Here is a 23,887-nt window from a genome sequence, read left to right as displayed (position 1 = left end):
TTTTATGGCGATTCCAACTGGCGGGTCAGCCCACTTCCCGGGTGGGCGGCACCTGTTCGCGCAGAGTGCCCTGACTGCGATAGGGGATCACATCCAGCTCGCCATTCACTTGTACTATCTCGTAGTACTGGGGCAGGTTGAAGTTGATGAACTGCCCATCATCGCTGAACCGCTCGTGATTGGAGGTATAGAAGCGGTTGACCCCCGCCACCAGCTCATCCTTGTTGCCGGCGAAGTGCTGGTAGATCTCCACCCGGTTCGCCTCATCGAGGATATAGATGTTGGTGCCCGCATCCCGGGTATCGAAGAAGAACTGCACCAAGCCTTCGCTGGCGTAGGCATCAACGATGCTCGGCAGATGCTGGCTGTGGGTTTTGTCGAGCCGCAGCGGCAGGTGATCCAGCTTGTTGTGGGAGATGTGGCGATAAAAATCGATGGCGTTTTCCAGCTTCTTCACCGACACCCCGCGCCGCTCGAAGAAGATGCCGTACTTCTCGCGGCCAAGGGCCATGGTCTTGACCAACTGCTGCTTGTCGCGGGCCAGGCGCAGATCGATACACTCCGCCACCAGCGTCTGGAAGCGGGAGCGTACCAGAGATCGGAAGTGCTGGCTGTAGCAGAACACCTCGATCATCTCGGGGGCAGCGGCATCCTGATGCATCTTGCCGAGGATGGTGGTGAGAGCATCGACTACCGCTTCATCCCCCTGGAAGTGCAGGGTGCGGATCTCGCTCCAGGAGTTGCGATAGACCAGATCCACCGAACCCACCAGACACTCCTGATTGCGGCCGAACGAGAAGACATCCACGGTATTGGCATCGAACTCGATCACCTGACCGACCCAGTGGCTGGTCGGATCCATCTCCAGATTGAGGAAGATGGAGAGCTGACGGATCTCGCACGGCCGGCTCAGCGCCAGGTTGGTGGCCAGCGGATACTTCTCGGGGAAGCAGCCTGAGAGATCGCGACAGAACTGGTGCAGATTGTCGATGTGCAGATCCGACCCCTGATTGAACAGGTGCACCCGCGACTGGGGCGTCAGCAGATCGTTGAAATAGGCCCAGGAGACCAGCTTGCTGATGTAACCGTTGAACTCGAGCGGCGCGCGGCCAATGATGTCCACCGGCTCCAGCGAATGCTTGTAGAGATACCAGCCGGCGCGGTTGAGGCGACCGTGCGGCACCTGCACGAAGCTGAGATCCGGCTCGCTGAGATCCGGCGCTATCTTGAGGTTAACCCGCTGCACCTTGCCCGGCAGGCTCTCGAATGCGGCATAGAGCTTGCGCGACAGGATGCCGATATCTTCCGGGTTGATCGACTCGCTGATGTTGTTGCGGCGGGCAAACTGGATCAGGTTGCGGTAGCTCTGCATCAGGGCCTCCAGCAACTCGGCATGGGCGATCTTCACCTCCTCGACCTTCCACTCGTGGCGATGATCGAGATGGTACAGTTTATCCTGGCTCCAGCCCCAGTAGGAGACCAGCTGGCTCATCAGCTCGCGGCGCCACTCGGGAGAGTGATCATCCTTGGGATGGCTGAGGCCGTCGCACACCTTGAGGTAGAAGCAGCGCCGCACCAGATCGAGCCGCGCCATGTCGCCGATGGACTTGAGGTAGTTGGTCACCTTGTCCAGCATCAGGCAGTAGTTGTCGAGCCGGTAGTGCATCCCCTCGTTGTGCTGAAACCAGTCGCGGCTGATCATTGAGAGCAAACGGGTGTTGGGGTACTCGTGGGAGTAAGCCTCCATCAGCACCGACTTGAGCACCGCCTTGTAGGGAGAATCGATCCCCTTGTAGAGCTGCCACAGGGCAGAGCCGAAATACTCCTCCGCCGGAATACGGTCAAAACTGCCGAGATCGAGCCAATCGTCCTGCTTGAGCTTGCCACTCTCGAACAACCCGTTTACATAGTCGTCGTAGTGCTCGTCACTCTCGGTAGGAACCAGATACCAGATGAGTCGCTTACCGGCGATGCGCATGGCACTGCGGTAGAACTCATCGAGCAGCAGCAGGTGCTGGGCACTGCCGCAGCTCTCCCCCTGCATCTGGGCATCGTTGGTCTGACGGAACTTGTCTTCCGGGATCAGGAAGAAGTTGAGGTCGACCCCGCGCTGCTCCGCCCACTTGGAGAGCAACCGGCACTTCTGCTCCAGCAGTTCGAGCCGCTCCTGCGACAAACCGGCCACGTGGCAGACCCAGATATCGAGATCGGAGTGGCAGCACTGACCGATGGAGGAGGTGCTGCCCATGGAGTAGAGCCCCTGAATGGCTCGATCATGGGTTGCCAGGCCGCTCTGACAGTTGGCGTTGTGACAGAGGTCATCGATAAAGGCTTGCTGCTCGGTGCTGGCGCTGAAGCTCCAGATACCGTGAGGGACGTCACCGGAGACATAACCGGGCAGCAGGGGGTGATTGAAGTGCAGCATGACAGGCAGCAGTTGAAATACCTGCTGCCCATAGCGACTCATGAGGCCTAACGCCCGTTGCATCTTGAGACGGGTAATGTCGTCATAACGCGCAACCAGCGTATCGATGTGTTCCTGCAATGCCCTGCCTATCACCTAAGTGAAAATGACGCACCAAAAGGGGGATACGTCAAAAAAGTGTGATCATGTTAACAATGCAAACAGCGGTGGTAAACAAGCCTTCAGCTAAACGCCAGATTATTTCTGGTATGACCACATCAAGTATCAGGGGAAATTATTAAATACCAATACATTCAATTACTTAATAAATACTACTTGCTTAATGAAAATCATTTTCAGCATACATTTTTGAGCTTGGCCCCGCTTTTGCCGGCTCCGCCATGAAAGCCCGGGCAAAGGGTGGTAATATCGATTTCCTTCTAAAAATGAAACAACTGATTGTTATGGCAGCCCGAACCCTGAAAATTGCCACTCGCAAGAGCCCGCTGGCCCTGTGGCAGGCCAACTTTGTCAAAGACCGGCTCGAAGCCCTGCACCCACAGTTGCAGGTCGAACTGGTGCCCATGAGCACTCAGGGTGACAAGATCCTCGATACCCCGCTGGCCAAGGTCGGTGGCAAGGGGTTGTTCGTCAAGGAGCTGGAGACCGCCATACTGGAAGGGCGGGCCGATATCGCCGTGCACTCCATGAAAGATGTGCCGGTGGAGTTCCCCGAAGGACTCGGTCTGCACACCATCTGCGAGCGCGAAGATCCCCGCGATGCCTTCGTTTCCAACCATTTCAAGGCGATTGCCGAGCTGCCGCAAGGGGCTGTGGTCGGCACCTCCAGCCTGCGCCGCCAGTGCCAGTTGCGTGCCGCCCGCCCGGATCTGGTGATCCGCGACCTGCGTGGCAACGTCAACACTCGCCTCGCCAAGCTGGATGCCGGTGAGTACGACGCCATCATCCTCGCCGCTGCCGGTCTGAAACGACTGGAGATGGCGCAGCGTATCACCGCCTTTATCGAGCCGGAGCAGAGCCTGCCCGCCAACGGTCAGGGCGCCGTCGGCATCGAATGCCGCCTCAACGATGTTGAGCTGCACGCCCTGCTGGCACCGCTGGAGCACGCCGAGACCCGCGCCCGGGTGTTGACCGAGCGCGCCATGAACCGCGCCCTGCAAGGGGGATGTCAGGTGCCTATCGGTGCCTACGCACTGGTCGAGGGCGAGCAGATCTGGCTGCGCGGTCTGGTGGGCAGTCCCGATGGAACCCGGGTGATCCGCGACGAGATCCGCGGCCCGCTGGCCGATGGCGAGGCCCTCGGCGAGCAACTGGCCCAGCGCCTGCTGGCCGCCGGTGCCGACGAGATCCTGGCCGAGGTCTACCGCACATGACCCCGCTGGTGGTGCGTCCGGCCGCTCAGGCCGCCGAGCTGGTGCAGTTGCTGCGCCAGCACGGTCATGCGCCACTCTGCTGTCCGCTGCTGGAAACCGTGGCGGGCAGTGAACTCCCTCGCTTACCCGACCTGCTGCGCAGTGCCGACATGGTTATCGCAGTCAGCATCCATGCCGTTCTTTTTGCACACGATTTTCTGTTGCAAACTGGTCATACCTGGCCACATATTGAGTACTTTGCAGTGGGTCAGGCCAGCGCAGATGCGTTTGCCACCATCGGCATCACGGCAATCTGCCCGGACGATCCGCGCAGCGAGGGGCTGCTGGCCCTGCCCGCCCTGCAGCAGGTAGCAGGCAAACGGGTGCTACTGCTGCGTGGCAATGGCGGGCGGGATCTCATCGCCAGCACGCTGGCCTCACGCGGTGCTCTGGTGCACTATTGTGCGGCCTATGAGCGCCACTACCCCGAGCTAGACGGGGACACATTGACCCACCACTGGCAGGCAGCGGGGCTGGACAGCCTGCTCATTACCAGTGGTGAATTGTTGCAACGGCTGCTGGAGCTGGTTCCCGACCACCAGCGGCCCTGGCTTTTCGACCGCCTGCTGGTGGTCCCCAGCCCGCGCGTAGCCGAGATGGCCAACGCAGCGGGCTTTATCCATATCACGATTGCCCAAGGTGCATCCAACCAGGCCCTGACGGCCGCACTGGAACTGAGGAAGATGGAATGACAGAACAACAAGAATCCCAGGTCAAACCCCAGCCGACCGCTGTGGTCAATGGCAGCAAGAACCGCTCCGGTGCCGTACTGGGAGGGGTCGCCATCCTGCTGGCCCTTGGCCTGACCGGCGGCCTCTATCTGCACGGTCACAAGAACGCAGTGGCCCAGCAGGCCGAACTGGCCCAGCTCAAGCAACAGCTGGCGAGCGCCCTGAGCAAGATCGACCAGACCAGCAGCAAGGATGCCGAGCAGCTGGCCGCGCTGGATCAAACCCAGCAGCGACTGCAAGGGGAGATGCAGGGTCTGCAGAATCGGGTACTGGATCTCAACGACAAGCGCCCCAACGACTGGATGCTGGCCGAATCCGAGTATCTGGTACGGATGGCGGGCCGCAAGCTGTGGCTGGAGCATGACCTCGTCTCCGCCATCACCCTGCTCGGCAACGCCGACGAGCGGATCGCCGCCCTCAACGACCCCAGCCTGATGCCGATCCGCAAGGCGCTGGCCGAAGATATCGCCAAACTCAAGGGGATGCCGCGCATCGACCGCGAGGGGCTGACCCTCAAGCTGGCCGCTCTGTCCGACCAGATCGAGCTGCTGCCCCTCTCTACCGTCAGCATGCCGGAAGCCAAGGCCGAGCCGGATCAGGCGGTCAGCACCAATCCCGACGAGTGGGAGAGCAACCTGAAGAAGAACTGGGTCAAGTTCACCGAGAACTTCGTCACCATCCGCCGCCGCGATGGCGCGGTAGAGGCGCTGCTCTCCCCGCAGCAGGAGATCTTCCTGCGTGAAAACCTCAAGACCAAGCTGTTGCAGGCCCAGCTCTCCGTCTATCGCGAGCAGCAGGCACTCTACGAAGACAGCCTGGACAAGGCCCAGCGCTGGTTGACCCAGTATTTCGATACCGACAACAGCGCCACCCACTACATGCAGGGCGAGATCGACAAGCTCAAGGGTGAACAGATCCAGATCGACTATCCGGCCCAGTTCAAGACCCAGGCCATGCTGGAGCAGGTGCTGACCGAACGCCTGCAACGCATTCTGGCCAGTAGCTGAGGAGGGCGCCATGATCCGTATAATCATTCTGGTTGCCGTGATGGTCGCAGGGCTGATCTTTGGCCCGCAAGCCTCCGGCAACAAGGGCTATGTGCTGATTTCCCTTGGCAATTACACCATCGAATCCTCCGTCACCAGCGCGGTAATCCTGGCCGTGCTGTTCTACGGCGCCCTGCTGATCGTCGAGTGGCTGCTGGGCCGGGTATTCGGCCTGCGCCGCAAGACCCTCGGCTGGTACGGCTCGCGCCGTCGCCGCAAAGCCAATCAACAGACCGTCGCAGCTACTCTGGCGATGGCCGAAGGACACTACAGTCAGGCTGAAAAGCTGCTGATCAAGGGGGCCAGCAACAGCGACACCCCGCTGCTCAACTACCTGAGCGCCGCCAAAGCGGCCCAGGCCCGTGGTGACGAGGCCCGCCGGGATCAATACCTGCAAAAAGCGCAGGAGGAGAACCCCAAGGCCGAGCTGGCGCTCACCCTGACCCAAACCCAATTGCAGATCGAGCAGGGCCAGTACGATACCGCGCTGGCGATGCTGGAGTCGGTCTACGCCCTCAACCCGCGCCACCCCATGGTGCTGGATCAACTGCGCCAGGTGCATCTGGCCCGTCAGGACTGGAGCGCTCTGTGCGACCTGATCCCGGCACTGCACAAGGTGGGCAAGCTGACCCCGAAACAGGAAGAGGATCTACTGCAACAGGCCTGGTGTGGTCGCCTGCAACAGGCTGCCGGCAGCCTCGAAACCCTCACGGCGGTGTGGCAGGATCTGCCGCGCAAACTGCGCCTTGAGCCGGAACTGCTGGCCTACTACGGCGATATGCTGCGCCTGCTGGGCGCCGATGGCGAAGCCGCCACCCTGTGGCAGGAGGCGCTGCGCAAACAGCCGATGCCGCAACTGCTGGCTCGCCTGCCCAAGCTGAAGCTCGACAGCTACCAGCCGCTGCTGGCGCTGCTGCAAAAACAGCAGGGGCAACCGGAGGTCGACACCGCACTGGCCCAGCTCTATCTGCTGGCCGGTCAGCTGGACGATGCCCAGAAGCTGCTGGAGCAGGAAGTTGAGCGGGCGCCGAGCGCCGCCGCCTACCACGCCCTCGGCCAGCTGATGGACAAGCGCCGCCTTACCAACAAGGCCAACGAGTACTATCGTCAGGCACTGGCGCTGGCGGGAGTCTGATCCCCGACCAACAGAAACGCGAGAGGCCGCATGATGCGGCCTCTTTTTTTATCTCTTCGCCCTGCCCTCGTCAGGTGGTGAGCCGTTCCAGCTCGCCGATCAGCCAGATGGCCTCGGCACGGTGGCTGCCGCACACATCCATCATAGGGCGAAAACCGCTACACACCGCCGGCCGCTCCGGTTGACCGAAGATCTTGCAGCCAAGGGCACTATCAAGTTGGATACAGGGGACACCAGCCGGTTTGCCATCTGGCATACCGGGAATGGCACTGCTGATACTGGGGGCGATGCAACAGGCAGCGCAGCCGCTACGACACTCCATACACTCCACTCCTTTGGAACGGTCTGAGCCGCCATAGCCGAAGCGGCAGCACAAGCGTAGCTGACGCACAAAAAAGCCCGATCGCACGAGCGATCGGGCTTGAAGCAAGACAGCCGGTTCAGCGCACCATCATCACAGGATGATGTCGCGCACCACGCTGTCTTTGCGATCCAGGAAGTGGATCGATTTGATGCGACGGATGGTGCGCGACTTGCCACGGATCAACAGCGTCTCGGTGGTCGCCATCACGCCGTCGCTGGTGATGCCGTCCAGCAGATCACCCTTGGTGATGCCGGTGGCCGAGAAGATGACGTTATCATTCTTGGCCAGGTCTTCCAGCTTGAGCACCTTGCTCACGTCGATGCCCAGCGCTTCGCAGCGGGCAGTTTCCTGCTCGCCCAGCGCACGCACTTCCGGGCTGTCGCCCTTGACCTGGTGACGGGGTACCAGGCGGGCCTGCATATCACCGTCCAACGCACGGATCACCGCCGCCGAAATCACCCCTTCCGGAGCGCCACCGATGCCGTACAGCATGTCCACTTCGCTGTCCGGCAGACAGGTGAGGATGGAGGCGGCCACGTCGCCGTCAGGGATGGCGAACACCCGCACGCCCAGCCCCTGCATCTCCTTGATCGCCTTGTCATGACGCGGCTTGGCCAGGGTAATGACGGTCAGACGGGAGAGCGGCTTGCCCAGCGCCTTGGCCACGGCCTTGAGGTTCAGCTCGAGAGCCTGATTCAGGTCGATGGCGCCTTTGGCCTTGGGACCCACGATCAGCTTCTCCATGTACATATCAGGCGCTTTCAGGAAGGAACCCTTGTCGCCCACCGCCAGCACAGCCAGCGCATTGGCCTGACCCATGGCGGTCATGCGGGTACCCTCGATGGGGTCGACCGCGATGTCCACCGCGTCCCCCTGACCCGTGCCCACCTTCTCGCCGATGTAGAGCATGGGGGCTTCGTCAATTTCACCCTCGCCGATCACAATCTCACCATCGATCTGGATCTGATTGAGGATATGGCGCATGGCCGCTACGGCCGCCCCATCAGCGATATTCTTGTCACCACGTCCGAGCCACTTGTAGCCAGCCAGTGCAGCCGCTTCCGTCACTCGGGAAAACTCGATTGCCAGTTCACGTCTCATCGCATATCCAACCTATGGAGCTCGAAAACGGGCGGCATTCTACCACAAGGGCAAACCTTTGCGCACAAAAGTAGCCGTTGCGAGCAAGAATGTAGCCAATTCATTCAATTGCAACCCAATTGCCATCGACTCTTCATCCCACTGTCACCCCGCTGTCATCCCCGCGGCCTAGCATGGCCCCGTCTTCAAAACAAAAGCTTGCAACACAAGGGATTAAGATGAAAAAGCTGACTGTAGTGGCACTGGCTCTGACCGCCGCCTTCCAGGCTCAAGCCGTTGAAGTGTATAAAAATGACACCACCATGCTGGATCTCTATGGCCGTATCTACGCCGGTCAATTCTTCGGCGACAAGAAAGAAAACGTCGATACTGCCAACCCGAATGGCACCCAGGATTACAGCGCCAAGCAAGGGGCCAACCAGTTTGTCCGCTTCGGCGCCAAGGCCGAGACCCAGATCCAGAGCGGTCTGAAGGCACTGGCTCAGTACGAAGTTCAGATGTACATCAACGACAGCGAGAAGACCATCAGCGAGAGCTCCGACAACCTGCGTACCCGCCTGGCCTTTGCTGGCGTGGGCGCTGACTGGGGCACCGTGACCTTCGGTCGCCAGAAAGGGGCCCCGGGCTTCCTGGCCGACTGGACTGATGTCTCCCTCTCCGACGGCTACGGCAACGAAGCACTGGGTGCCAAGACCGACACTTTCGCCACCAACCGCGCCGGTTCCGTGCTGAAATACTCCGGCCTGTTCAATGGCTTCCAGTTTGATGCCAGCTACAAATTTGATGGTGGCAAAGAGGAAAACAAAAGCAGCAACAAGACCTCCGCGGCTGACCCCGCTTATGGCGCTGCCGTGGCCTACACCTTCCCGTTCAATCTGTCGCTGGGTACCGCCTACAACGTCGGCCAACGTCAGGAAAAGAATACCGAAGATGCCAAGCTGTGGCTGATCTCCGCCAAATTCGACAACAAGGCCGCCTACGCCGCTCTGAGCTATGCCGATGGCAGCGACTTCCTGGCGACCGGCACCGATCACACCGGTTGGGAAGCCGCGCTGGGCTACAACTTCGAGAACGGCTTCGGTCTGATGGCCCTGTGGAATAAGCAGGAGCAGGACAAAGCCGGCACCAAGAAAGACAACGTGGATTACTACACCCTGGGTGCCCAGTACAAGTTCAACAAGAACCTGCGGGTGATTGGCGAGTACCGCATCAACAATCTGGACAGCGTTGCCGGTCAAGCAACGGCCAACCAGGATGACTTCCAGCTGGCTGCCCGTTACGACTTCTAATCGAGGTGTTGCGGATACCCACAGCGCGATGGCTTGTCATCGCACTGTGGGCTCGTGGTGATCGCCATGCACGTCAAGATCAAACGGGAAGATGCCCACTAAACGGCAAGCAACTCACCGCGTCAATCGGGGCCATTTTGGTCCCGATTTTTTAGCACCGGCTCCCGCTCACCATAATGGTCTGTCCGTTACTTCCGCAAAAAAAGACTCTATAGAACCCTTTTATTCCGTTCTCCTCACCATCAGCGCACGCTTAACGCCGTAAATTATCAATATCAAGATAAGAATGATTGTGAAGCGCCAGTTCACGACATATAACTTAGCGAGATGTCCCTGTATTTCGTCCGGTAGAGCTGATCATGATGATGCGTTCCCTCCTTCCCCTGTTGCTTGGTGCGGTCATGTTGCCGGCCACGATGAACAGTGCCCATGCCAACCCTTTTTCCGCCAGCAGCAAGAGCAGTAACGGCTTTCTCGAACAACGGGATGTGCCCAACCTCAGCTCGGCTGCCTTCGTGGTGGCCAACCACAAAACCGGCGAGGTGATCTCCGAGCGCAACGGCAACCGGGTGATGCCCATCGCCTCGCTCACCAAGCTGATGACGGCACTGGTGGTACTGGATGCCAACTTGCGCCTCAATGAAATACTCACCGTGACCAATGCCGACATCGACCGCATCAAGGGAACCGGCTCGCGCCTGGCCATCGGCTCGAAGCTCAGCCGCGCCGAGATGCTCCATATCGCTCTGATGTCCTCTGAAAATCGCGCCGCCTCGGCACTGGCCCGCCACTATCCCGGTGGCCAGCGCGCCTTCGTCGAGGCAATGAACGCCAAAGCCCGCATGCTGGGGATGTGGAATACCCGCTACGCCGACAGCACCGGTCTCAACCCGCGCAATGTCTCCACCGCGCAGGATCTCGCCAAGCTCGCCGCCGCGGCCGCTTCCTATCCGCTGATCCGCCAGTACTCCACCGACCAGCAGAGTTATGTGCGCACCAACCAGCGCCAACTGCACTACCTCAACTCCAACCGGCTGATCCGCGAAGGGCAGTGGGAATTCACCCTCTCCAAAACCGGTTATATCCGCGAAGCGGGCCGCTGTCTGGTGCTGGGCACCAAGGTCAATAGCGAGCCGGTGATCATGGTGCTGCTTAATGCCGAAACCACCAACGATCGGGCTGCCGATGCCAAGCGGATCAAAACCTGGCTGGAGAGCTCGGGCCGAACCACCCTGGCAGCCAACAAGAGCAGCATGCTGACCCACCAGTAAGTCCGACATCCGCAGCTAATCCATCTGCGCTCCATCCCCTTCATCACGAAGCTTGCGGGGCGGCCGATGGCGCTTCGCTCATCGACCCGACTTGCTAAACGATACACGGTGAGTCAGCTGAGTTTTCACATGGCGTCGGTCTATCTCATTCATGAACTGAGCGGCATGCCGTATATATCGCCGTGGACTATCCCGAAGCGGGTGGCGGAGCTGGAGAAACAGGCGGGGCAATTGAACGAAGGGAGCCAAGTAACCCTCACCGCGTAAAGCCAAAGCCACAGCAGTGTGGAATTAAAAAAACCACATACACAGGATCTTTAGCGGCAACCAATTGAAATAGATATAAAAAAGGCTTCGTTTGTGATCTGATTTTATCGCCAAACAAAATCAACACGCGCGAAGCCTATGACCATTATCAATGCTAATCACTATCTGGAGCAACTCCTCGCTCCCGCCGTACTCGAGCGCATTGCTCGGCTATGCAAGTTTTGCCTGCGCCAGCGCGCCATTACCCCCGCCATGCTCGTCCCTGCACTGCTGCGGGCCATGGGCGGCGATCAGGTCAATGACATTGCCGGTTTACACCGCCATTTCAATGCCTTGCAACTGGTGGACGCGCATCAGGTTTCCTACAAACCGTTTCACAATCAGCTGCGCAAAGAGAGCTTTCCCCTGTTTATGAAAGCCCTGGTCGAGCGGGCCATCGCCTTGCGTATCGACCATCAACTCAAAGCGGCCTCCCTCGACGCGTTCAAGCAGGTGTTACTGCACGATGGCACCTCCTTTGCGGTGCATCGGCGCCTTGCTGCTGATTTTCCCGGCCGATTCAAGACCATCAGTCCGGCAGCTATCGAGTGCCATATGACCATGTCGCTGTCGGAGCAGAGCCCGTTGTGCATGAGTGTGTCTGCCGATACCGCAGGGGAACGGCAATTTCTGCCTGAAGCCCACACGCTGACCAACTGCCTGCTGCTGGCTGACGCAGGTTACATTGACAGGGCTTGGTTTGAGCAGGTGAACGACGCTGGCGGATTTTATCTGGTGCGCGGCACGAAAAGCCTGAACCCCAAGATAATCCAAGCCTGGCGCGGTGATGGGCGGGAAGTACCCAAGCTGACGGGACTGTCTCTGAAAGAGGCCGGACGGCGACGCTGTCGAGCCGAGGTACTGGATATGGTGGTGAAGTCCGGCCAGGTCGAGTACCGGTTGATCCGGCGCTGGTTTGCCGAGGAAAAGCGGTTCTGTCTGTGGATGACGAACCTACCGCGAGCCACATGGTCAGCAGAGCAGGTGATGAGCCTGTATCGCTGCCGTTGGCAGGTGGAGTTGTTATTTAAAGAGTGGAAATCGCACAACCGGCTCAAGGGGTTTGTGACGGGCGAGAAAGCGATTGCGGAGGGGTTGGTGTGGACGAGCCTGTTGTCGCTGGTGATGAAGAGACGGGTCGCGCAGAGTGTGATGAGTGGGGCGCTATCGATGCTGAAAGCGTCGAAGAACAGTGCGACGTGGTGGCTACCGCTATTGGAAGCAGTGGCCCATAGGGCGCTGACAGAAATAAGGGAAAGACTGGAATGGGCGGCCGATTATTTGTCCAAGAATGCTTGCCGAACCAAGCAGAGAAAGTCGATACAAAACAGGACCTTGGAAGGCGTTTTAAATGGACTCGCCGCTTAAGGTCCTGTACATGAAAAAAACCAATAAAAACAATGCCAGTCAGGCTTAACTGACTGGCACCGTTTTTTTACATTCAGGGCGATTAGCGGCCTGATTCGGCAATCACGCGGGCGATGATATCGGCGCGCTTGCTGGCTTCCAGTTCACCCAGGGCGATCAGGCCAGCCTTGAAGATGACGTTCTTCGGCAGGCTGACGTCGTCCAGCGTGGTGATCGCTTCAACGTGCATGCCGTTCAGACGACTGGCATCGCGCGGGCTCAGGTTGACCTGGGTGTTCATCACCTGCTTGCCTTTCTTCTTGGCAGGCGCAGCCGCTTTCTTGGTGGATTCCTGTTCTTCGTCTTCCGGCAGTTCGTCATCAAAATCGTAAATAGACATAGTCAATCCTGTTAAGTTAGGCAAAAGGGCACGTTTGCCCGACATTGGGTCAATCAGCCCATATCCTCGTTACGGATAAAGGCGCGCCAGGAGCCGAGCACCTGGGCAAAATCTTCCAGCCCGCACATGGCCAGCTGTTCATCATCGTAGTAGGCGAGATCGTCTAGATCCTCATCCAGCTCGATATTGAGGGCGTTGGCTTTCACCTCCGCCTCTTCATGGGTCAGCAGCAGGGAGTAGTCACCGCCGTTGAGCCGGTATTCGACTCGGGTGCGGTTGGAGAGCTGATCAATGATGGAGAAGAGCTCGTCGAGCTTCTCTTCATCCTTGCCAACCTCGTCGATCAGCCACTGACCGATGGCTTCATGGCCCATGGAGAACCGGGCGCGATAGCCACCAAACGGGTCGCGGCGAAATTCATAATCCATAGCACAGTCCAGATCGGAGGGATGGGCCATCACGGGCAGGCGGGTGCAAGCACGCAATTCCTGCTCCATGGCGGAGCACACATCGGGTAAAGTGGCCTATTCTAGCGATCCCCCTCTCGCTTGTCTTGATGATGTGGCATCTTTGCGCCCATGTGCTCTGAATCGGCGCGTGGTGGCGCCGCCAGATCAGCCCCTTGTCCGGAGATGTTATGCAGCTAAACGATAACCTTGCCCGCCAGATCGTCGCACGGGCGATGAAGATACTGTCGTTCTCGGTCAACGTGATGGACGAACATGGTCTCATCATTGCGTCCGGCAATCCGGAGCGGATCCATCAGCGCCACGAAGGGGCCGTGCTGGCACTCACCGAAAACCGGGTGGTGGAGATCAGCGAGGCGACTGCCTTGCAGCTCAAAGGGGTGCGACCCGGCATCAATTTACCCATCTCCTATCAGGGGGAGCTGATCGGGGTGATCGGTATCTCCGGCGATCCGGACATCGTTCGTGCTTACGCCGAGCTGGTGCGGATGACCGCCGAGCTGATCCTGGAGCAGGCAGCGCTCACCGAGCAGTTGCAGTGGGACAAGCGCCACAAGGAGGAGCTGGTGTTGCAGCTCATTCGTGGCGAGGGGCGAGTCGATAAATTGCAGCAGGCGGCCCGCTTTCTCGGGCTGGATCTGGCCCAGCCTCGGGTGGTGGCTGTGCTGGCGCTGGAGGAGGCGGATCCGGCTCGTCTGCGGGAGCTGGTCCATCAGCTGGAGAACCCAGAGCGGGACAATCTGGTCGCCATCAACGGGCTTGACGAGATCGTGGTGCTCAAACCGGCGCAATTGAGTGATGGCGTCTGGCAATCGGCGCAGGAGCGCAGCCGGATCAAGCAGTTGCTGGCGCGCATTCCCCACTTCAAGGTGCATATCGCGGTGGGCGATTACTTCGCCGGGATCGACGGGCTGGCGCGCTCTTACCAGACGGCGCGGGATACCCTGCGTCGAGGCATGCGGCAGGCGCCGCGCAAGCAGGTTTACTTTTTTGAGGACTACCGTTTGCCGGTGCTGCTGGGGAGTCTGATGGACTCCTGGCAGGCGGATCAGCTGCGAGCCCCCTTGCTGAAACTGGCCGAAGAGGATAGCAAGGGGGCGCTGCAGAAGACCTTGCGCCACTATTTCTTGCAGGATTGTGATCTGCATCGCTGTGCCGAAGCCTTGTTCATTCACCCTAATACCCTGCGCTATCGGCTGGGGCGGATCGAGCAGATAACCGGGTTGGATTTCAACAAGTTAGACGACAAATTTTTGCTCTATCTCGGCCTTAATCTCGACTTGTGATTGTGAAATTAGACAAAAAAATACTTTTAAATGACGCATTTTTGGGTTGTTTAGCCAAAGAATTCTGATTACAGATCTCCATAATGGCGGCCATTCACTCCCATTGAAGGTGTCCGTCATGATCCCGGTTACAGCCCTTGGCGCCATCGCGGCGCTCTCCATTGCCATCATCCTCATTTTGAAGAAGGTGCCGCCCGCTTACGGCATGATCGTGGGTGCCCTGGCCGGTGGTCTGATTGGCGGTGCCGATCTGACCCAGACCGTCGCCCTGATGATCGGCGGTGCCCAGGGGATCACCACTGCGGTGATGCGGATCCTGGCGGCCGGTGTACTGGCGGGCGTGCTGATCGAATCGGGTGCCGCCACCACTATCGCCGAGACCATCGTCAAGAAACTCGGTGAAACCCGCGCCCTGCTGGCGCTGGCGCTGGCAACCCTGATCCTGACTGCGGTCGGTGTGTTCGTGGACGTGGCCGTCATCACGGTCGCCCCCATTGCGCTGGCCATCGCCCGCCGTGCCGACCTCTCCAAGGCGGCCATCCTGTTGGCGATGATCGGCGGTGGCAAGGCGGGTAACGTCATGTCCCCCAATCCCAACGCCATCGCCGCTGCTGATGCCTTCCATCTACCCCTCACCTCTGTGATGGCGGCGGGCATCATCCCGGGTCTGTTCGGTCTGGTGATGGCCTACTGGCTCGCCAAGCGTCTCAACAACAAGGGCAGCAAGGTTGCCGCCGACGAGGTGGTGAGCTTCGAAGGTACCAAACTGCCGGGCTTTGCCGCCGCCATCAGTGCGCCGCTGGTCGCCATCCTGCTGCTGGCTCTGCGCCCGGTCGCCGGTATCGTGGTGGATCCGCTGATTGCGCTGCCCCTCGGTGGTCTGGTCGGTGCCCTGATGATGGGTAAATTCAGCAAGGTGAACCAGTTTGCGGTCTCCGGCCTCGCCCGCATGGCGCCGGTGGCCATCATGCTGCTGGGTACCGGTACCCTGGCAGGTATCATCGCCAACTCCGGCCTGAAAGATGTGTTGATCAGCGGCCTGACCGCCTCCGGTCTGCCTTCTTACCTGCTGGCCCCCATCTCCGGTGCCCTGATGTCGCTGGCGACCGCCTCGACCACCGCCGGAACCGTGGTGGCCTCCAACGTATTCAGCTCCACCCTGCTTGAACTGGGGATTAGCAGTCTGGCGGGTGCGGCGATGATCCATGCCGGTGCCACCGTGTTTGACCACATGCCCCACGGCTCCTTCTTCCATGCCACCGGTGGCAGCGTCCACATGGGGGTGGGTGAGCGCCTGAAACTTATCCCTTACGAAACCGCAGTCGGTCTGACCATTGCCACTGTCTCCACCCTGATGTTTGGCGTGTTTGGCCTCGCCTAAGGAATTGATATGAAAATTGTTATTGCCCCCGATTCATTCAAGGAGAGTCTGAGCGCCATGGCGGTGGCTGATGCCATCGAGGCCGGTTTCAAGCAGGTGCTGCCGCACGCCACCTACATCAAATTGCCGATGGCTGATGGCGGCGAGGGCACGGTGCAATCGCTGGTCGATGCCACCGGTGGCCGCATCCTGCCGGTCGAAGTGACCGCCCCCCTTGGCAACAAGGTACAGGGCTTCGTCGGTCTGCTGGGTGATGGCGAGCGCGCCGTCATCGAGATGGCCGCCGCCTCCGGTATCCATCTGGTCGCTCCCGAGCTGCGCAATCCGCTGCTCACCTCCAGCTTCGGCACAGGCGAGCTGATCCTGGCGGCGCTGGAGATGGGGGTGAAGCACCTTATCCTCGGTATCGGCGGCAGCGCCACCAATGACGGCGGTGCCGGCATGATCCAGGCGCTCGGCGGCAAGTTGCTCAAAGCCGATGGCTCAGCCATCGAGTTGGGCGGCGCAGGTCTCAGTGAGCTGGCGACCATCGATCTGAGCGGTCTGGATCCGCGCTTGAGCGATCTGGTTATCGAGGTGGCGTGCGATGTGAACAACCCGCTGTGCGGCCCGAAAGGCGCCTCTGCGGTGTTTGGCCCGCAAAAGGGGGCGACCCCAGAGATGGTGGCGCAACTCGATGCCAACCTCGCCCGTTATGCCGACTGCATCGAGCAGGCCCTTGGCAAGCAGGTGAAGGATATTCCGGGAGCGGGGGCGGCCGGTGGTATGGGCGCCGCACTGGTCGGCCTGCTCGGTGCCGAGCTCAAGCCCGGTATCCAGATCGTCATCGAAGCCCTGAAACTGGCCGAGGAAGTGGCCGATGCGGATCTGGTCATTACCGGTGAAGGCCGCATTGACAGCCAGACCATCCACGGCAAGACACCAATCGGTGTCGCACGCTGTGCCAAGCAGTTCGGCAAGCCGGTGATCGGTATCTCCGGTTGCCTGACCGATGACTGTGGTGTGGTACACGAGCATGGGCTGGATGCAGTATTCGCCGTGGTCAACCGTGCCATGTCCCTGCCGGAGGCGCTGGAGAGCGCCAGCACCAACATTCAACTCACTGCGCGCAACGTAGCGGCGCTCTATCGGTTGCCCCGCTGATATTTGGGTCGATGCTGCTATCCGGGCATCGACCATCCCTTGCCTCGTGGGGGCCTTTCTCAACTCATGAGAAATCCGGTTGCCCTTAGCCCTTTTCGCCGACCCTTCGAGGTCGGCTTTTTTATTCCCTTCGCACTCCCTGCATCCAGCTCAGCCACTGGTTTCTATAGGCGCATATCTCCCTTTACGGCATAGTGGTCGTACCAAGAACAAGGAGAGACTCATGTTCCTGCTGACCCTGGGGGTTGCACTGTTTACCCTGATCCATCTCTACCCCTGTTTTGCGGTGGCCCATCGGGCGCGGCTGCGCAAGCGGCTGGGTGAGAATCGCTATAGGGGACTCTTCTCTCTGCTGGTGTTTGTCGCCATCGCCTGCCTCATCGCGGGCTGGCGGTCAGCCAGTGCGTTACCGCTCTACTTCCTGCCCGAGTGGGGGCCGATGGCCATGACGGTGATGATGCCGTTTGCGCTAATCCTCTTCTTCTCCGCTCAGGGGCCCAACCATCTACGCCGTTGGCTGGTGCATCCCCAACTGCTCGGTACCCTGCTATGGGCGGTGGCCCACCTGCTGGTCAATAGCGAGGCGCGATCGCTGGTGCTGTTTGGTGGCATCGGCCTGTGGGCGCTAGTGAGCAGCGCTTGGATTTCGGTGCGGGACTGGCAAAAATCATCGCGCCCGGCGGCCAACTGGACGGGCACAGGCATCAGCGTCGGGGCGGGCTTGGTGGCCACCGCACTGCTGGTCTTCTGGGGCCACGGCTGGCTAACCGGCATTCGCATTCCCCTGCATTGAGAGTGAACTGTAGGTGCCGTAACCACGCATGATGGATAACATATAAGGCATCCTGGCGATAACATGGTCACTCTGCTGCTGTAATTGGGAGCAGGTGCGGCCTCTACGACGAGCCCCGATTATTTCAATGTGGAGATACGGGAGCTCAACCATGCCCAGCACCACACGCTCCTCAACTGACCGAGTGCTAGGTGGTACTGGTGGTCAATACCGCCTCCTATTGCAGCGACAGCGGCCAGTGCCGTGATCTAGAGAAGCGCTACCAAAGCGATAAGGGTAAAGGACAGATTATTCTGGGGTTCCCGCTGGACAAGGAGTTGCTTGGTGCTCTGACGCTTGCCGTCATCTGCGCTGATAATCGTCGTCGTATTCCGCTGCGAACCGCTGGCCTTGCCCTCAGATTACGGAGACTGAAAAAACTCTCATCGTCGCTTTTGTCGCTGACGCGATAAGGTTTTTTGCTTGGCCACGAAGGTATTTCTTATTGAAAATGACTCATTCGGGGGGGTTACACCATTGGATTTGCAGGCTCCTTACAGACCCCCTTGAAGGCTATGAACTGGCGCAATCTCTTGAGCATCCATAACCGCAATCAAGGGATCGACCTCATCTGCCCCTTGTTTTTACGACAACCTCTGCCCGAATGAGACGTACGCCCCTCATCAAGCCTGACGCCAGCGTCAGAGTTGTAATAGAATACCGATAGCCATTCCCCACTTCAGATCCTGACCGCACCGCGCATGAAGAAGTTTGCCAAGATCCTCCTCGCCTGCCTCGTTTTGCTGCTGGCCCTGATTGCCATGCTGCTGAGCTACAGCGAGTGGATCGTCTCAGATGCCCGCCACTACACCTACGATCAAGTAAACCAGGTGCCCTACAATAGGGTTGCGGTGGTGCTGGGCACCTCCAAATATCTCTCCGGTGGCGGCCCCAACCACTACTTCAAATACCGCATCAAGGCGGCGACCGAGCTCTACAACAACGCCAAAGTGGACTTCATCATCGTCTCCGGTGACAACGCCACCGTGCAGTACAACGAGCCGCGCCAGATGCGCCGCGCCCTGATCAAGGCGGGTATCCCCGCCTCCGCTATTTACATGGATTTCGCCGGATTCCGCACCCTCGACTCTGTGGTGCGCGCCAAAGAGGTGTTCGGTCAGGATCGCTTTACCGTGGTCTCCCAGAGCTTTCATAACGAGCGGGCCATTTTCATCGCCCGTCATTTCGGTATCGACGCGGTCGGCTTCAATGCCGAAGACCCCAGTGCCTATCAGGGGATCCGCACCCGGGTGCGGGAGGTATTTGCCCGCCTGATGGGGCTGCTCGATCTTTATGTGCTGGACAAGGGGCCAAAGTTTCTCGGAGCACCGGTGCCCATCGGCCTGCCAGTGCCTTGCCAATCTCTGAGCACCATCGGCAGTCTGCACCCCTGCCTCAAACAGCCCAAACCTGCTGTGGATGAGGCCAAGCCAGCAGCAGCCACTGAACCGGTCACGCCCGCCAAACCCGCGGCAGAAACCGCCGCCGAGACGCCCACCACGACCTTGCCCACATTACCAGTGGCCTCTTCCGCTGCCAGCGTCAGCACAGCCGCACCATAAACAGATGGCCCGCCAAGCGGCGGGCTGTGTTATTGCAGCGCGAATTGTAGCGATGCTCCCGCACCGTTCAACATCGCCCATCCCCTGCTGCCAAATCAGCCTCGCACCGCCTGATAGAATGCAGCGATAAACCACCTCATCTCGCCTACTGAGTCAACCAAGGAGGTATGGGAGCACAATATTAAAAAGTATGAGAATGGATCTCATAAATATCGTAACCATATGTTTTTATTCTATTTAAAAACCAGTTACCATTCGCCAGTCGGCCAGCATAACAGGAATATATGGCAGACATGTGATGCCAGACACGCCGGAAACAGCTGCAACCCGGCTATCGCCACAACAGGAGCCAGCCGCTACCTTTGACACATCAAGCTGGTTAAGGATGCTGCCAATCCGCTTCGCAACTGTTACTATGACCGCCACATGCGTCTGCGGGACATTGTGTCCCGCACACAGCAACTAATCAGGTATCTAGTCGTGTTGGACCAGGTTTCGACCTGGCCGGTAAATAAGGTGGAAGAGAGATTATGGCCAGTCGAGGCATCAATAAAGTCATTCTGATCGGTAACCTCGGGCAAGACCCGGAAGTACGCTACATGCCGAGTGGCGGTGCTGTGACCAACATTACTCTGGCTACCTCTGAAACCTGGCGCGACAAGCAGACCGGTGAGCAGAAAGAGCGTACCGAATGGCACCGCGTTGTCTTCATGGGCAAGCTGGCCGAAGTGGCTGGCGAATACCTGAAGAAGGGCTCCCAGGTCTATGTGGAAGGCAAACTGCAGACCCGCAAATGGCAAGATCAGAGCGGCCAGGAGCGCTACACCACTGAAGTGCTGGTCGACAGCTTCACTGGCGTGATGCAGATGCTGGGTGGCCGTCCGCAAGGTGGTCAGGGCATGGGCCAGAACATGGGTGGTCAATCCCAGGGCAACTGGGGTCAGCCGCAGCAGAGCATGCCTGCCCAGCAGCCGATGAATCAGCAGCGCCCGGCGCCGGCTCCGCAGCAAAACATGCAGCAGCAAGGTGGCTACAGCCGTCCGGCCCAGCAGCCACAATCTGCGCCGCCGGTATATAACGAGCCGCCGATGGATTTCGACGACGATATCCCGTTCTGAGATTGACCTTAGAACAAAATGTAAAGAATTGACGCATAGGCCCCTGTTAAAGCAGGGGTTTTTTGTTTCTAACGCCGGGAGAAAGTGTCTTGTATCAATTGGTGATGTTTAACATGTAGTGTACCTTGTAATTATGTAATGTTTATGGGTTGTGGGCGCATGGAAAAGAACTACAGAGTTACAACATTTGTCATGGATAGTGGCGAGCGCTACTGCATGGTGGTGGATCGTGCTACTGGCCTTCCCATGTATTACCCAACTTTGTTTTTAACAACCCAAATCCGCAATAGAGGCAATGCTTTCTCAACAACGCTAGCTGCTGCTAACAACCTAGTCTTGTTGTTACGCTTTGTAGATCGTCGAGGCATTAACCTTGAGCAGCGGTTTTTGAACAAAGACTTCTTTAAGCCACATGAGCTGGACGATCTGCGCGATTTTGCTCAGTGCAAGCAAGGAAAGAAGCCATTGATGGTGCCCTCTAAACCTTGGTTGGAAGATGCAACGATCAATACCGTTGATAACGGGACACAGCATTCTCGGCTGACAACCTTTGCCAACTACTTACGCTGGTATGCGATGCATATCTTAAAGACGCCAGAATTGGAAGTTGTTGAACAGATCAATGCCATGGCGGAGCAGACAAAGATGCGGCGACCGTCTAAAAAGGGCAGAAACAGTGATTTGCAAGACAGGTCATTGAGTGATGTTCAATTGGATGCACTATTTGAACTCATCCAGCCTGGATCAGAGTCAAACCCTTTCTCAATAGATGTCCAGCGTCGCAATCGACTGATGATCTTGCTTCTGTTTTATCTTGGTATTCGAGGTGGTGAATTGTTAAACATCAGAATACAGGATATCGATTTTAGCACGAACAGGATCCGTGTCGTGAGGCGAGCAGATGAACGAGCGGATTCGAGAACCAATGAGCCTAATGCTAAAACTAGAGAGCGGCTATTACCGTTGGCTGAATCCTTAGTTCAAGAACTGCATCGTTATATCACCCAAGATCGTCGTAATGTCCGAAATGCGAAGAAAAATGACTACCTGTTCGTGACTTACAAGCGTGGGCCAACTGTGGGAAACCCTATCTCCAAGGGGGGGTATCACAAAATATTTACCGTGGTCAGGGCCGTTTCGCCGCAATTGTATGCAGCAACAGGGCACTCGCTCCGTCACACATGGAATCGCAAGTTTTCAGAGCGAATGGATGCCATGGATGAGCAAGTCAGCGAGGAACGCCAAGAGCAAGTCCGCTCGTACTTAATGGGTTGGAGGGCGGGCTCAGGAACCGCAGCGACTTACAACAAGCGTTTCATTCAGCAAAAAGGGTTTGAGGCCGCTTTGGCATTACAAAAAGCTAACGGTACTCGCTTGCCTGAGGACTTGAAGAATGATGACGAATAGCATCTTACCAGCATTAGATCCCGAGCGAATCTCGGCAAGGGCGAACGGATACTATTTTATGCTGCATGATCAAAAATGGCGGCTAGATAAAAACACCTCTATTCCGGTTGGAGTGCTACATGGACTTCTGGAACCAGAGTCTCTGAAGGGGGCTCTTTATACACTGTCATTTTATGCAAGGAACATGTCTGCTGCTCACGTACATAGTAGTTTCTGGTGTTTCTTAGCAATGATTCGTGCAACTAAAGCTACTCGTATTGACGATGTCATGTTGATTGGATACAGGTCTTCTTTGGATGCGGCTCATGAATATCGGTTAGGTGTTGTTCGCACCTTCCTGCGACAGTGGCACAAGCTGGGTTATTCCGGTGTTAGCAAGAACGTGGTGTGTTTACTTGATGGATGGAGGCTAAAAGGGGTGCGTAAGGGGGATGCGGTTAAGCGATTGGATCCTCTAGAGGGGCCGTTGACGGATAATGAACTTCAAGCGTTCAACGAGGCGGTTGTACGAGCTTATGAAAAGAGCTTAATTACCATTGCTCAGTTGGCTATGGCTCTTAGGGAAAGTGCGAACAAGTATCCCACGAACAAAAAATGAAAATTTTAGTCATTTAATATCAATGGGTTACCAGTAAATGCTCTCGTGCCATATGACTTATTCGCACCTTCCCTAGCAAACGGCACCGCAACGTACTTCTAGGGAAGGTGCGAATAAGCGGGGAAATTCTTCTCGGCTGACTCAGTCATTTCATTTCTTCATGTTTGAGCCGTTTTTTCTCCCGTAAATGCCTTGAATCAGCCTATTTAGACCGTTTCTTCGCCATTTAAGGCGTTATTCCCAGTTTTTAGTGAGATCTCTCCCACTGACGTATCATTTGGTCCGCCCGAAACAGGTTGGCCAGCGTGAATAACATCGCCAGTTGGTTATCGTTTTTCAGCAACCCCTTGTATCTGGCTTTCACGAAGCCGAACTGTCGCTTGATGATGCGAAATGGGTGCTCCACCTTGGCCCGGATGCTGGCTTTCATGTATTCGATGTTGATGGCCGTTTTGTTCTTGCGTGGATGCTGTTTCAAGGTTCTTACCTTGCCGGGGCGCTCGGCGATCAGCCAGTCCACATCCACCTCGGCCAGCTCCTCGCGCTGTGGCGCCCCTTGGTAGCCGGCATCGGCTGAGACAAATTGCTCCTCTCCATGCAGCAGATTACCCAGCTGATTGAGGTCATGCTCGTTGGCCGCGGTGGTGACTAGGCTGTGGGTCAGGCCACTCTTGGCATCGACACCAATGTGGGCCTTCATGCCAAAGTGCCACTGATTGCCTTTCTTGGTCTGATGCATCTGCGGATCGCGTTGCTGCTCTTTGTTCTTGGTCGAGCTGGGAGCCTCAATGATGGTGGCATCGACCAAGGTGCCTTGAGTCATCATGACGCCTGCTTCGGCCAGCCAGCGATTGATGGTCTTGAACAATTGGCGGGCCAGTTGATGCTGCTCCAGCAGGTGGCGGAAATTCATGATGGTGGTGCGGTCCGGCAAGGCGCTATCCAGGGATAACCGGGCAAACAGACGCATGGAGGCGATTTCGTACAGAGCATCTTCCATCGCACCATCGCTCAGGTTGTACCAATGCTGCATGCAGTGAATGCGTAGCATGGTTTCCAGCGGATAAGGTCGCCGGCCATTACCAGCCTTGGGGTAAAACGGCTCGATGACTTCCACCATGTTTTGCCATGGCAGAATCTGCTCCATGCGGGACAAGAAAATCTCTTTTCTGGTCTGACGGCGCTTACTGCTGAATTCACTGTCGGCGAAGGTAAGTTGATGACTCATGATGAACCCTGTTCCATGGCTCCAGATGACAAACATGA

The 23,887-nt window shown here is 57.9% G+C and carries 22 protein-coding genes and 1 pseudogene; 17 read left to right on the top strand and 6 right to left on the bottom strand.

Going from position 1 to position 23,887, the window contains the following annotated elements; all coding sequences use genetic code 11:
* Nucleotides 1–25: 25 nt before the first annotated feature.
* Nucleotides 26–2,545 (bottom strand): class I adenylate cyclase, encoded by a 2,520-nt coding sequence (locus tag NMD14_01915; protein ID XEI33251.1) that lies wholly within the window; start codon nt 2,543–2,545, stop codon nt 26–28.
* Nucleotides 2,546–2,868: 323 nt separating this feature from the next.
* On the opposite strand from NMD14_01915, the gene hemC reads away from it, so the two are divergent.
* From hemC to NMD14_01895, 4 genes are read left to right on the top strand one after another with little or no spacing between them, the layout of a single operon-like run.
* Nucleotides 2,869–3,798 carry a hydroxymethylbilane synthase gene (gene hemC, locus NMD14_01910; protein XEI33250.1) on the top strand — a complete coding sequence of 310 codons (930 nt, stop codon included), beginning with the start codon at nt 2,869–2,871 and terminating at the stop codon, nt 3,796–3,798.
* Nucleotides 3,795–4,529, top strand: a complete 735-nt coding sequence (locus NMD14_01905) for a uroporphyrinogen-III synthase (protein XEI33249.1) — start codon at nt 3,795–3,797, stop codon at nt 4,527–4,529. The genes hemC and NMD14_01905 overlap by 4 nt, the downstream gene beginning before the upstream one ends.
* Nucleotides 4,526–5,575, top strand: a complete 1,050-nt coding sequence (locus NMD14_01900) for a uroporphyrinogen-III C-methyltransferase (protein XEI33248.1) — start codon at nt 4,526–4,528, stop codon at nt 5,573–5,575. The genes NMD14_01905 and NMD14_01900 overlap by 4 nt, the downstream gene beginning before the upstream one ends.
* A gap of 10 nt (nt 5,576–5,585) precedes the next feature.
* Nucleotides 5,586–6,749: a heme biosynthesis protein HemY gene (locus NMD14_01895; GenBank protein ID XEI33247.1), complete on the top strand. Its 1,164-nt coding sequence runs from the start codon at nt 5,586–5,588 to the stop codon at nt 6,747–6,749.
* 70 nt (nt 6,750–6,819) lie between these two features.
* On the opposite strand, the gene NMD14_01890 is transcribed toward NMD14_01895, so the two are convergent.
* Both NMD14_01890 and glpX read right to left on the bottom strand, forming a co-directional pair.
* On the bottom strand, nt 6,820–7,071 hold the full coding sequence (locus NMD14_01890) for a YkgJ family cysteine cluster protein (GenBank protein ID XEI33246.1): 252 nt from the start codon (nt 7,069–7,071) through the stop codon (nt 6,820–6,822).
* A gap of 132 nt (nt 7,072–7,203) precedes the next feature.
* The gene (glpX, locus tag NMD14_01885) at nt 7,204–8,214 is read right to left on the bottom strand and encodes a class II fructose-bisphosphatase (GenBank protein XEI33245.1); all 1,011 of its coding nucleotides are present in this window, start codon (nt 8,212–8,214) and stop codon (nt 7,204–7,206) included.
* Between the two features lie 218 nt (nt 8,215–8,432).
* Here glpX and NMD14_01880 point away from each other — a divergent pair, with 218 nt between their 5' ends.
* From NMD14_01880 to NMD14_01865, 4 genes and pseudogenes are all read left to right on the top strand, one after another.
* Entirely contained in the window at nt 8,433–9,503 is a 1,071-nt protein-coding gene (locus NMD14_01880) for a porin (protein XEI33244.1), read from the top strand.
* Between the two features lie 359 nt (nt 9,504–9,862).
* Entirely contained in the window at nt 9,863–10,774 is a 912-nt protein-coding gene (gene pbpG / locus NMD14_01875) for a D-alanyl-D-alanine endopeptidase (GenBank protein ID XEI33243.1), read from the top strand.
* A gap of 72 nt (nt 10,775–10,846) precedes the next feature.
* Nucleotides 10,847–11,109, top strand: a pseudogene (locus tag NMD14_01870) (hypothetical protein).
* Nucleotides 11,110–11,179: 70 nt separating this feature from the next.
* The gene (locus NMD14_01865) at nt 11,180–12,448 is read left to right on the top strand and encodes an IS4 family transposase (protein ID XEI33242.1); all 1,269 of its coding nucleotides are present in this window, start codon (nt 11,180–11,182) and stop codon (nt 12,446–12,448) included.
* Between the two features lie 82 nt (nt 12,449–12,530).
* Here NMD14_01865 and NMD14_01860 read toward each other — a convergent pair whose 3' ends face one another.
* Nucleotides 12,531–12,827 carry a hypothetical protein gene (locus NMD14_01860; protein XEI33241.1) on the bottom strand — a complete coding sequence of 99 codons (297 nt, stop codon included), beginning with the start codon at nt 12,825–12,827 and terminating at the stop codon, nt 12,531–12,533.
* A 53-nt stretch (nt 12,828–12,880) separates the two neighbouring features.
* Nucleotides 12,881–13,255, bottom strand: a complete 375-nt coding sequence (locus NMD14_01855) for a YacL family protein (GenBank protein ID XEI34694.1) — start codon at nt 13,253–13,255, stop codon at nt 12,881–12,883.
* A gap of 209 nt (nt 13,256–13,464) precedes the next feature.
* Between NMD14_01855 and NMD14_01850 the strand changes: the two genes are divergently transcribed.
* From NMD14_01850 to NMD14_01810, 9 genes are all read left to right on the top strand, one after another.
* On the top strand, nt 13,465–14,580 hold the full coding sequence (locus tag NMD14_01850; protein XEI33240.1) for a helix-turn-helix domain-containing protein: 1,116 nt from the start codon (nt 13,465–13,467) through the stop codon (nt 14,578–14,580).
* Nucleotides 14,581–14,698: 118 nt separating this feature from the next.
* On the top strand, nt 14,699–15,961 hold the full coding sequence (locus tag NMD14_01845) for an SLC13 family permease (GenBank protein ID XEI33239.1): 1,263 nt from the start codon (nt 14,699–14,701) through the stop codon (nt 15,959–15,961).
* A 9-nt stretch (nt 15,962–15,970) separates the two neighbouring features.
* Nucleotides 15,971–17,104: a glycerate kinase gene (locus tag NMD14_01840; protein XEI33238.1), complete on the top strand. Its 1,134-nt coding sequence runs from the start codon at nt 15,971–15,973 to the stop codon at nt 17,102–17,104.
* A 223-nt stretch (nt 17,105–17,327) separates the two neighbouring features.
* On the top strand, nt 17,328–17,897 hold the full coding sequence (locus NMD14_01835) for an NnrU family protein (protein XEI33237.1): 570 nt from the start codon (nt 17,328–17,330) through the stop codon (nt 17,895–17,897).
* Nucleotides 17,898–18,097: 200 nt separating this feature from the next.
* A complete protein-coding gene (locus tag NMD14_01830) occupies nt 18,098–18,349 on the top strand; it encodes a hypothetical protein (GenBank protein ID XEI33236.1) in 252 nt (83 codons plus the stop codon).
* A gap of 288 nt (nt 18,350–18,637) precedes the next feature.
* Complete coding sequence (locus NMD14_01825) at nt 18,638–19,498, top strand: YdcF family protein (protein XEI33235.1); 861 nt, start codon at nt 18,638–18,640, stop codon at nt 19,496–19,498.
* 530 nt (nt 19,499–20,028) lie between these two features.
* Complete coding sequence (locus NMD14_01820; protein XEI33234.1) at nt 20,029–20,616, top strand: single-stranded DNA-binding protein; 588 nt, start codon at nt 20,029–20,031, stop codon at nt 20,614–20,616.
* A 159-nt stretch (nt 20,617–20,775) separates the two neighbouring features.
* Nucleotides 20,776–22,023 (top strand): site-specific integrase, encoded by a 1,248-nt coding sequence (locus NMD14_01815; protein ID XEI33233.1) that lies wholly within the window; start codon nt 20,776–20,778, stop codon nt 22,021–22,023.
* Between the two features lie 58 nt (nt 22,024–22,081).
* Nucleotides 22,082–22,621, top strand: coding sequence for a hypothetical protein (locus tag NMD14_01810; GenBank protein XEI33232.1), 540 nt, complete (start codon nt 22,082–22,084; stop codon nt 22,619–22,621).
* A 247-nt stretch (nt 22,622–22,868) separates the two neighbouring features.
* On the opposite strand, the gene NMD14_01805 is transcribed toward NMD14_01810, so the two are convergent.
* Nucleotides 22,869–23,849 (bottom strand): IS5-like element IS5 family transposase, encoded by a 981-nt coding sequence (locus NMD14_01805; protein XEI33231.1) that lies wholly within the window; start codon nt 23,847–23,849, stop codon nt 22,869–22,871.
* Nucleotides 23,850–23,887 lie beyond the last annotated feature (38 nt).

The organism is Aeromonas veronii (assembly GCA_041319085.1).
GTDB lineage: Bacteria > Pseudomonadota > Gammaproteobacteria > Enterobacterales > Aeromonadaceae > Aeromonas > Aeromonas veronii_F.
This window is presented reverse-complemented; position numbering and strand designations above follow the sequence as displayed.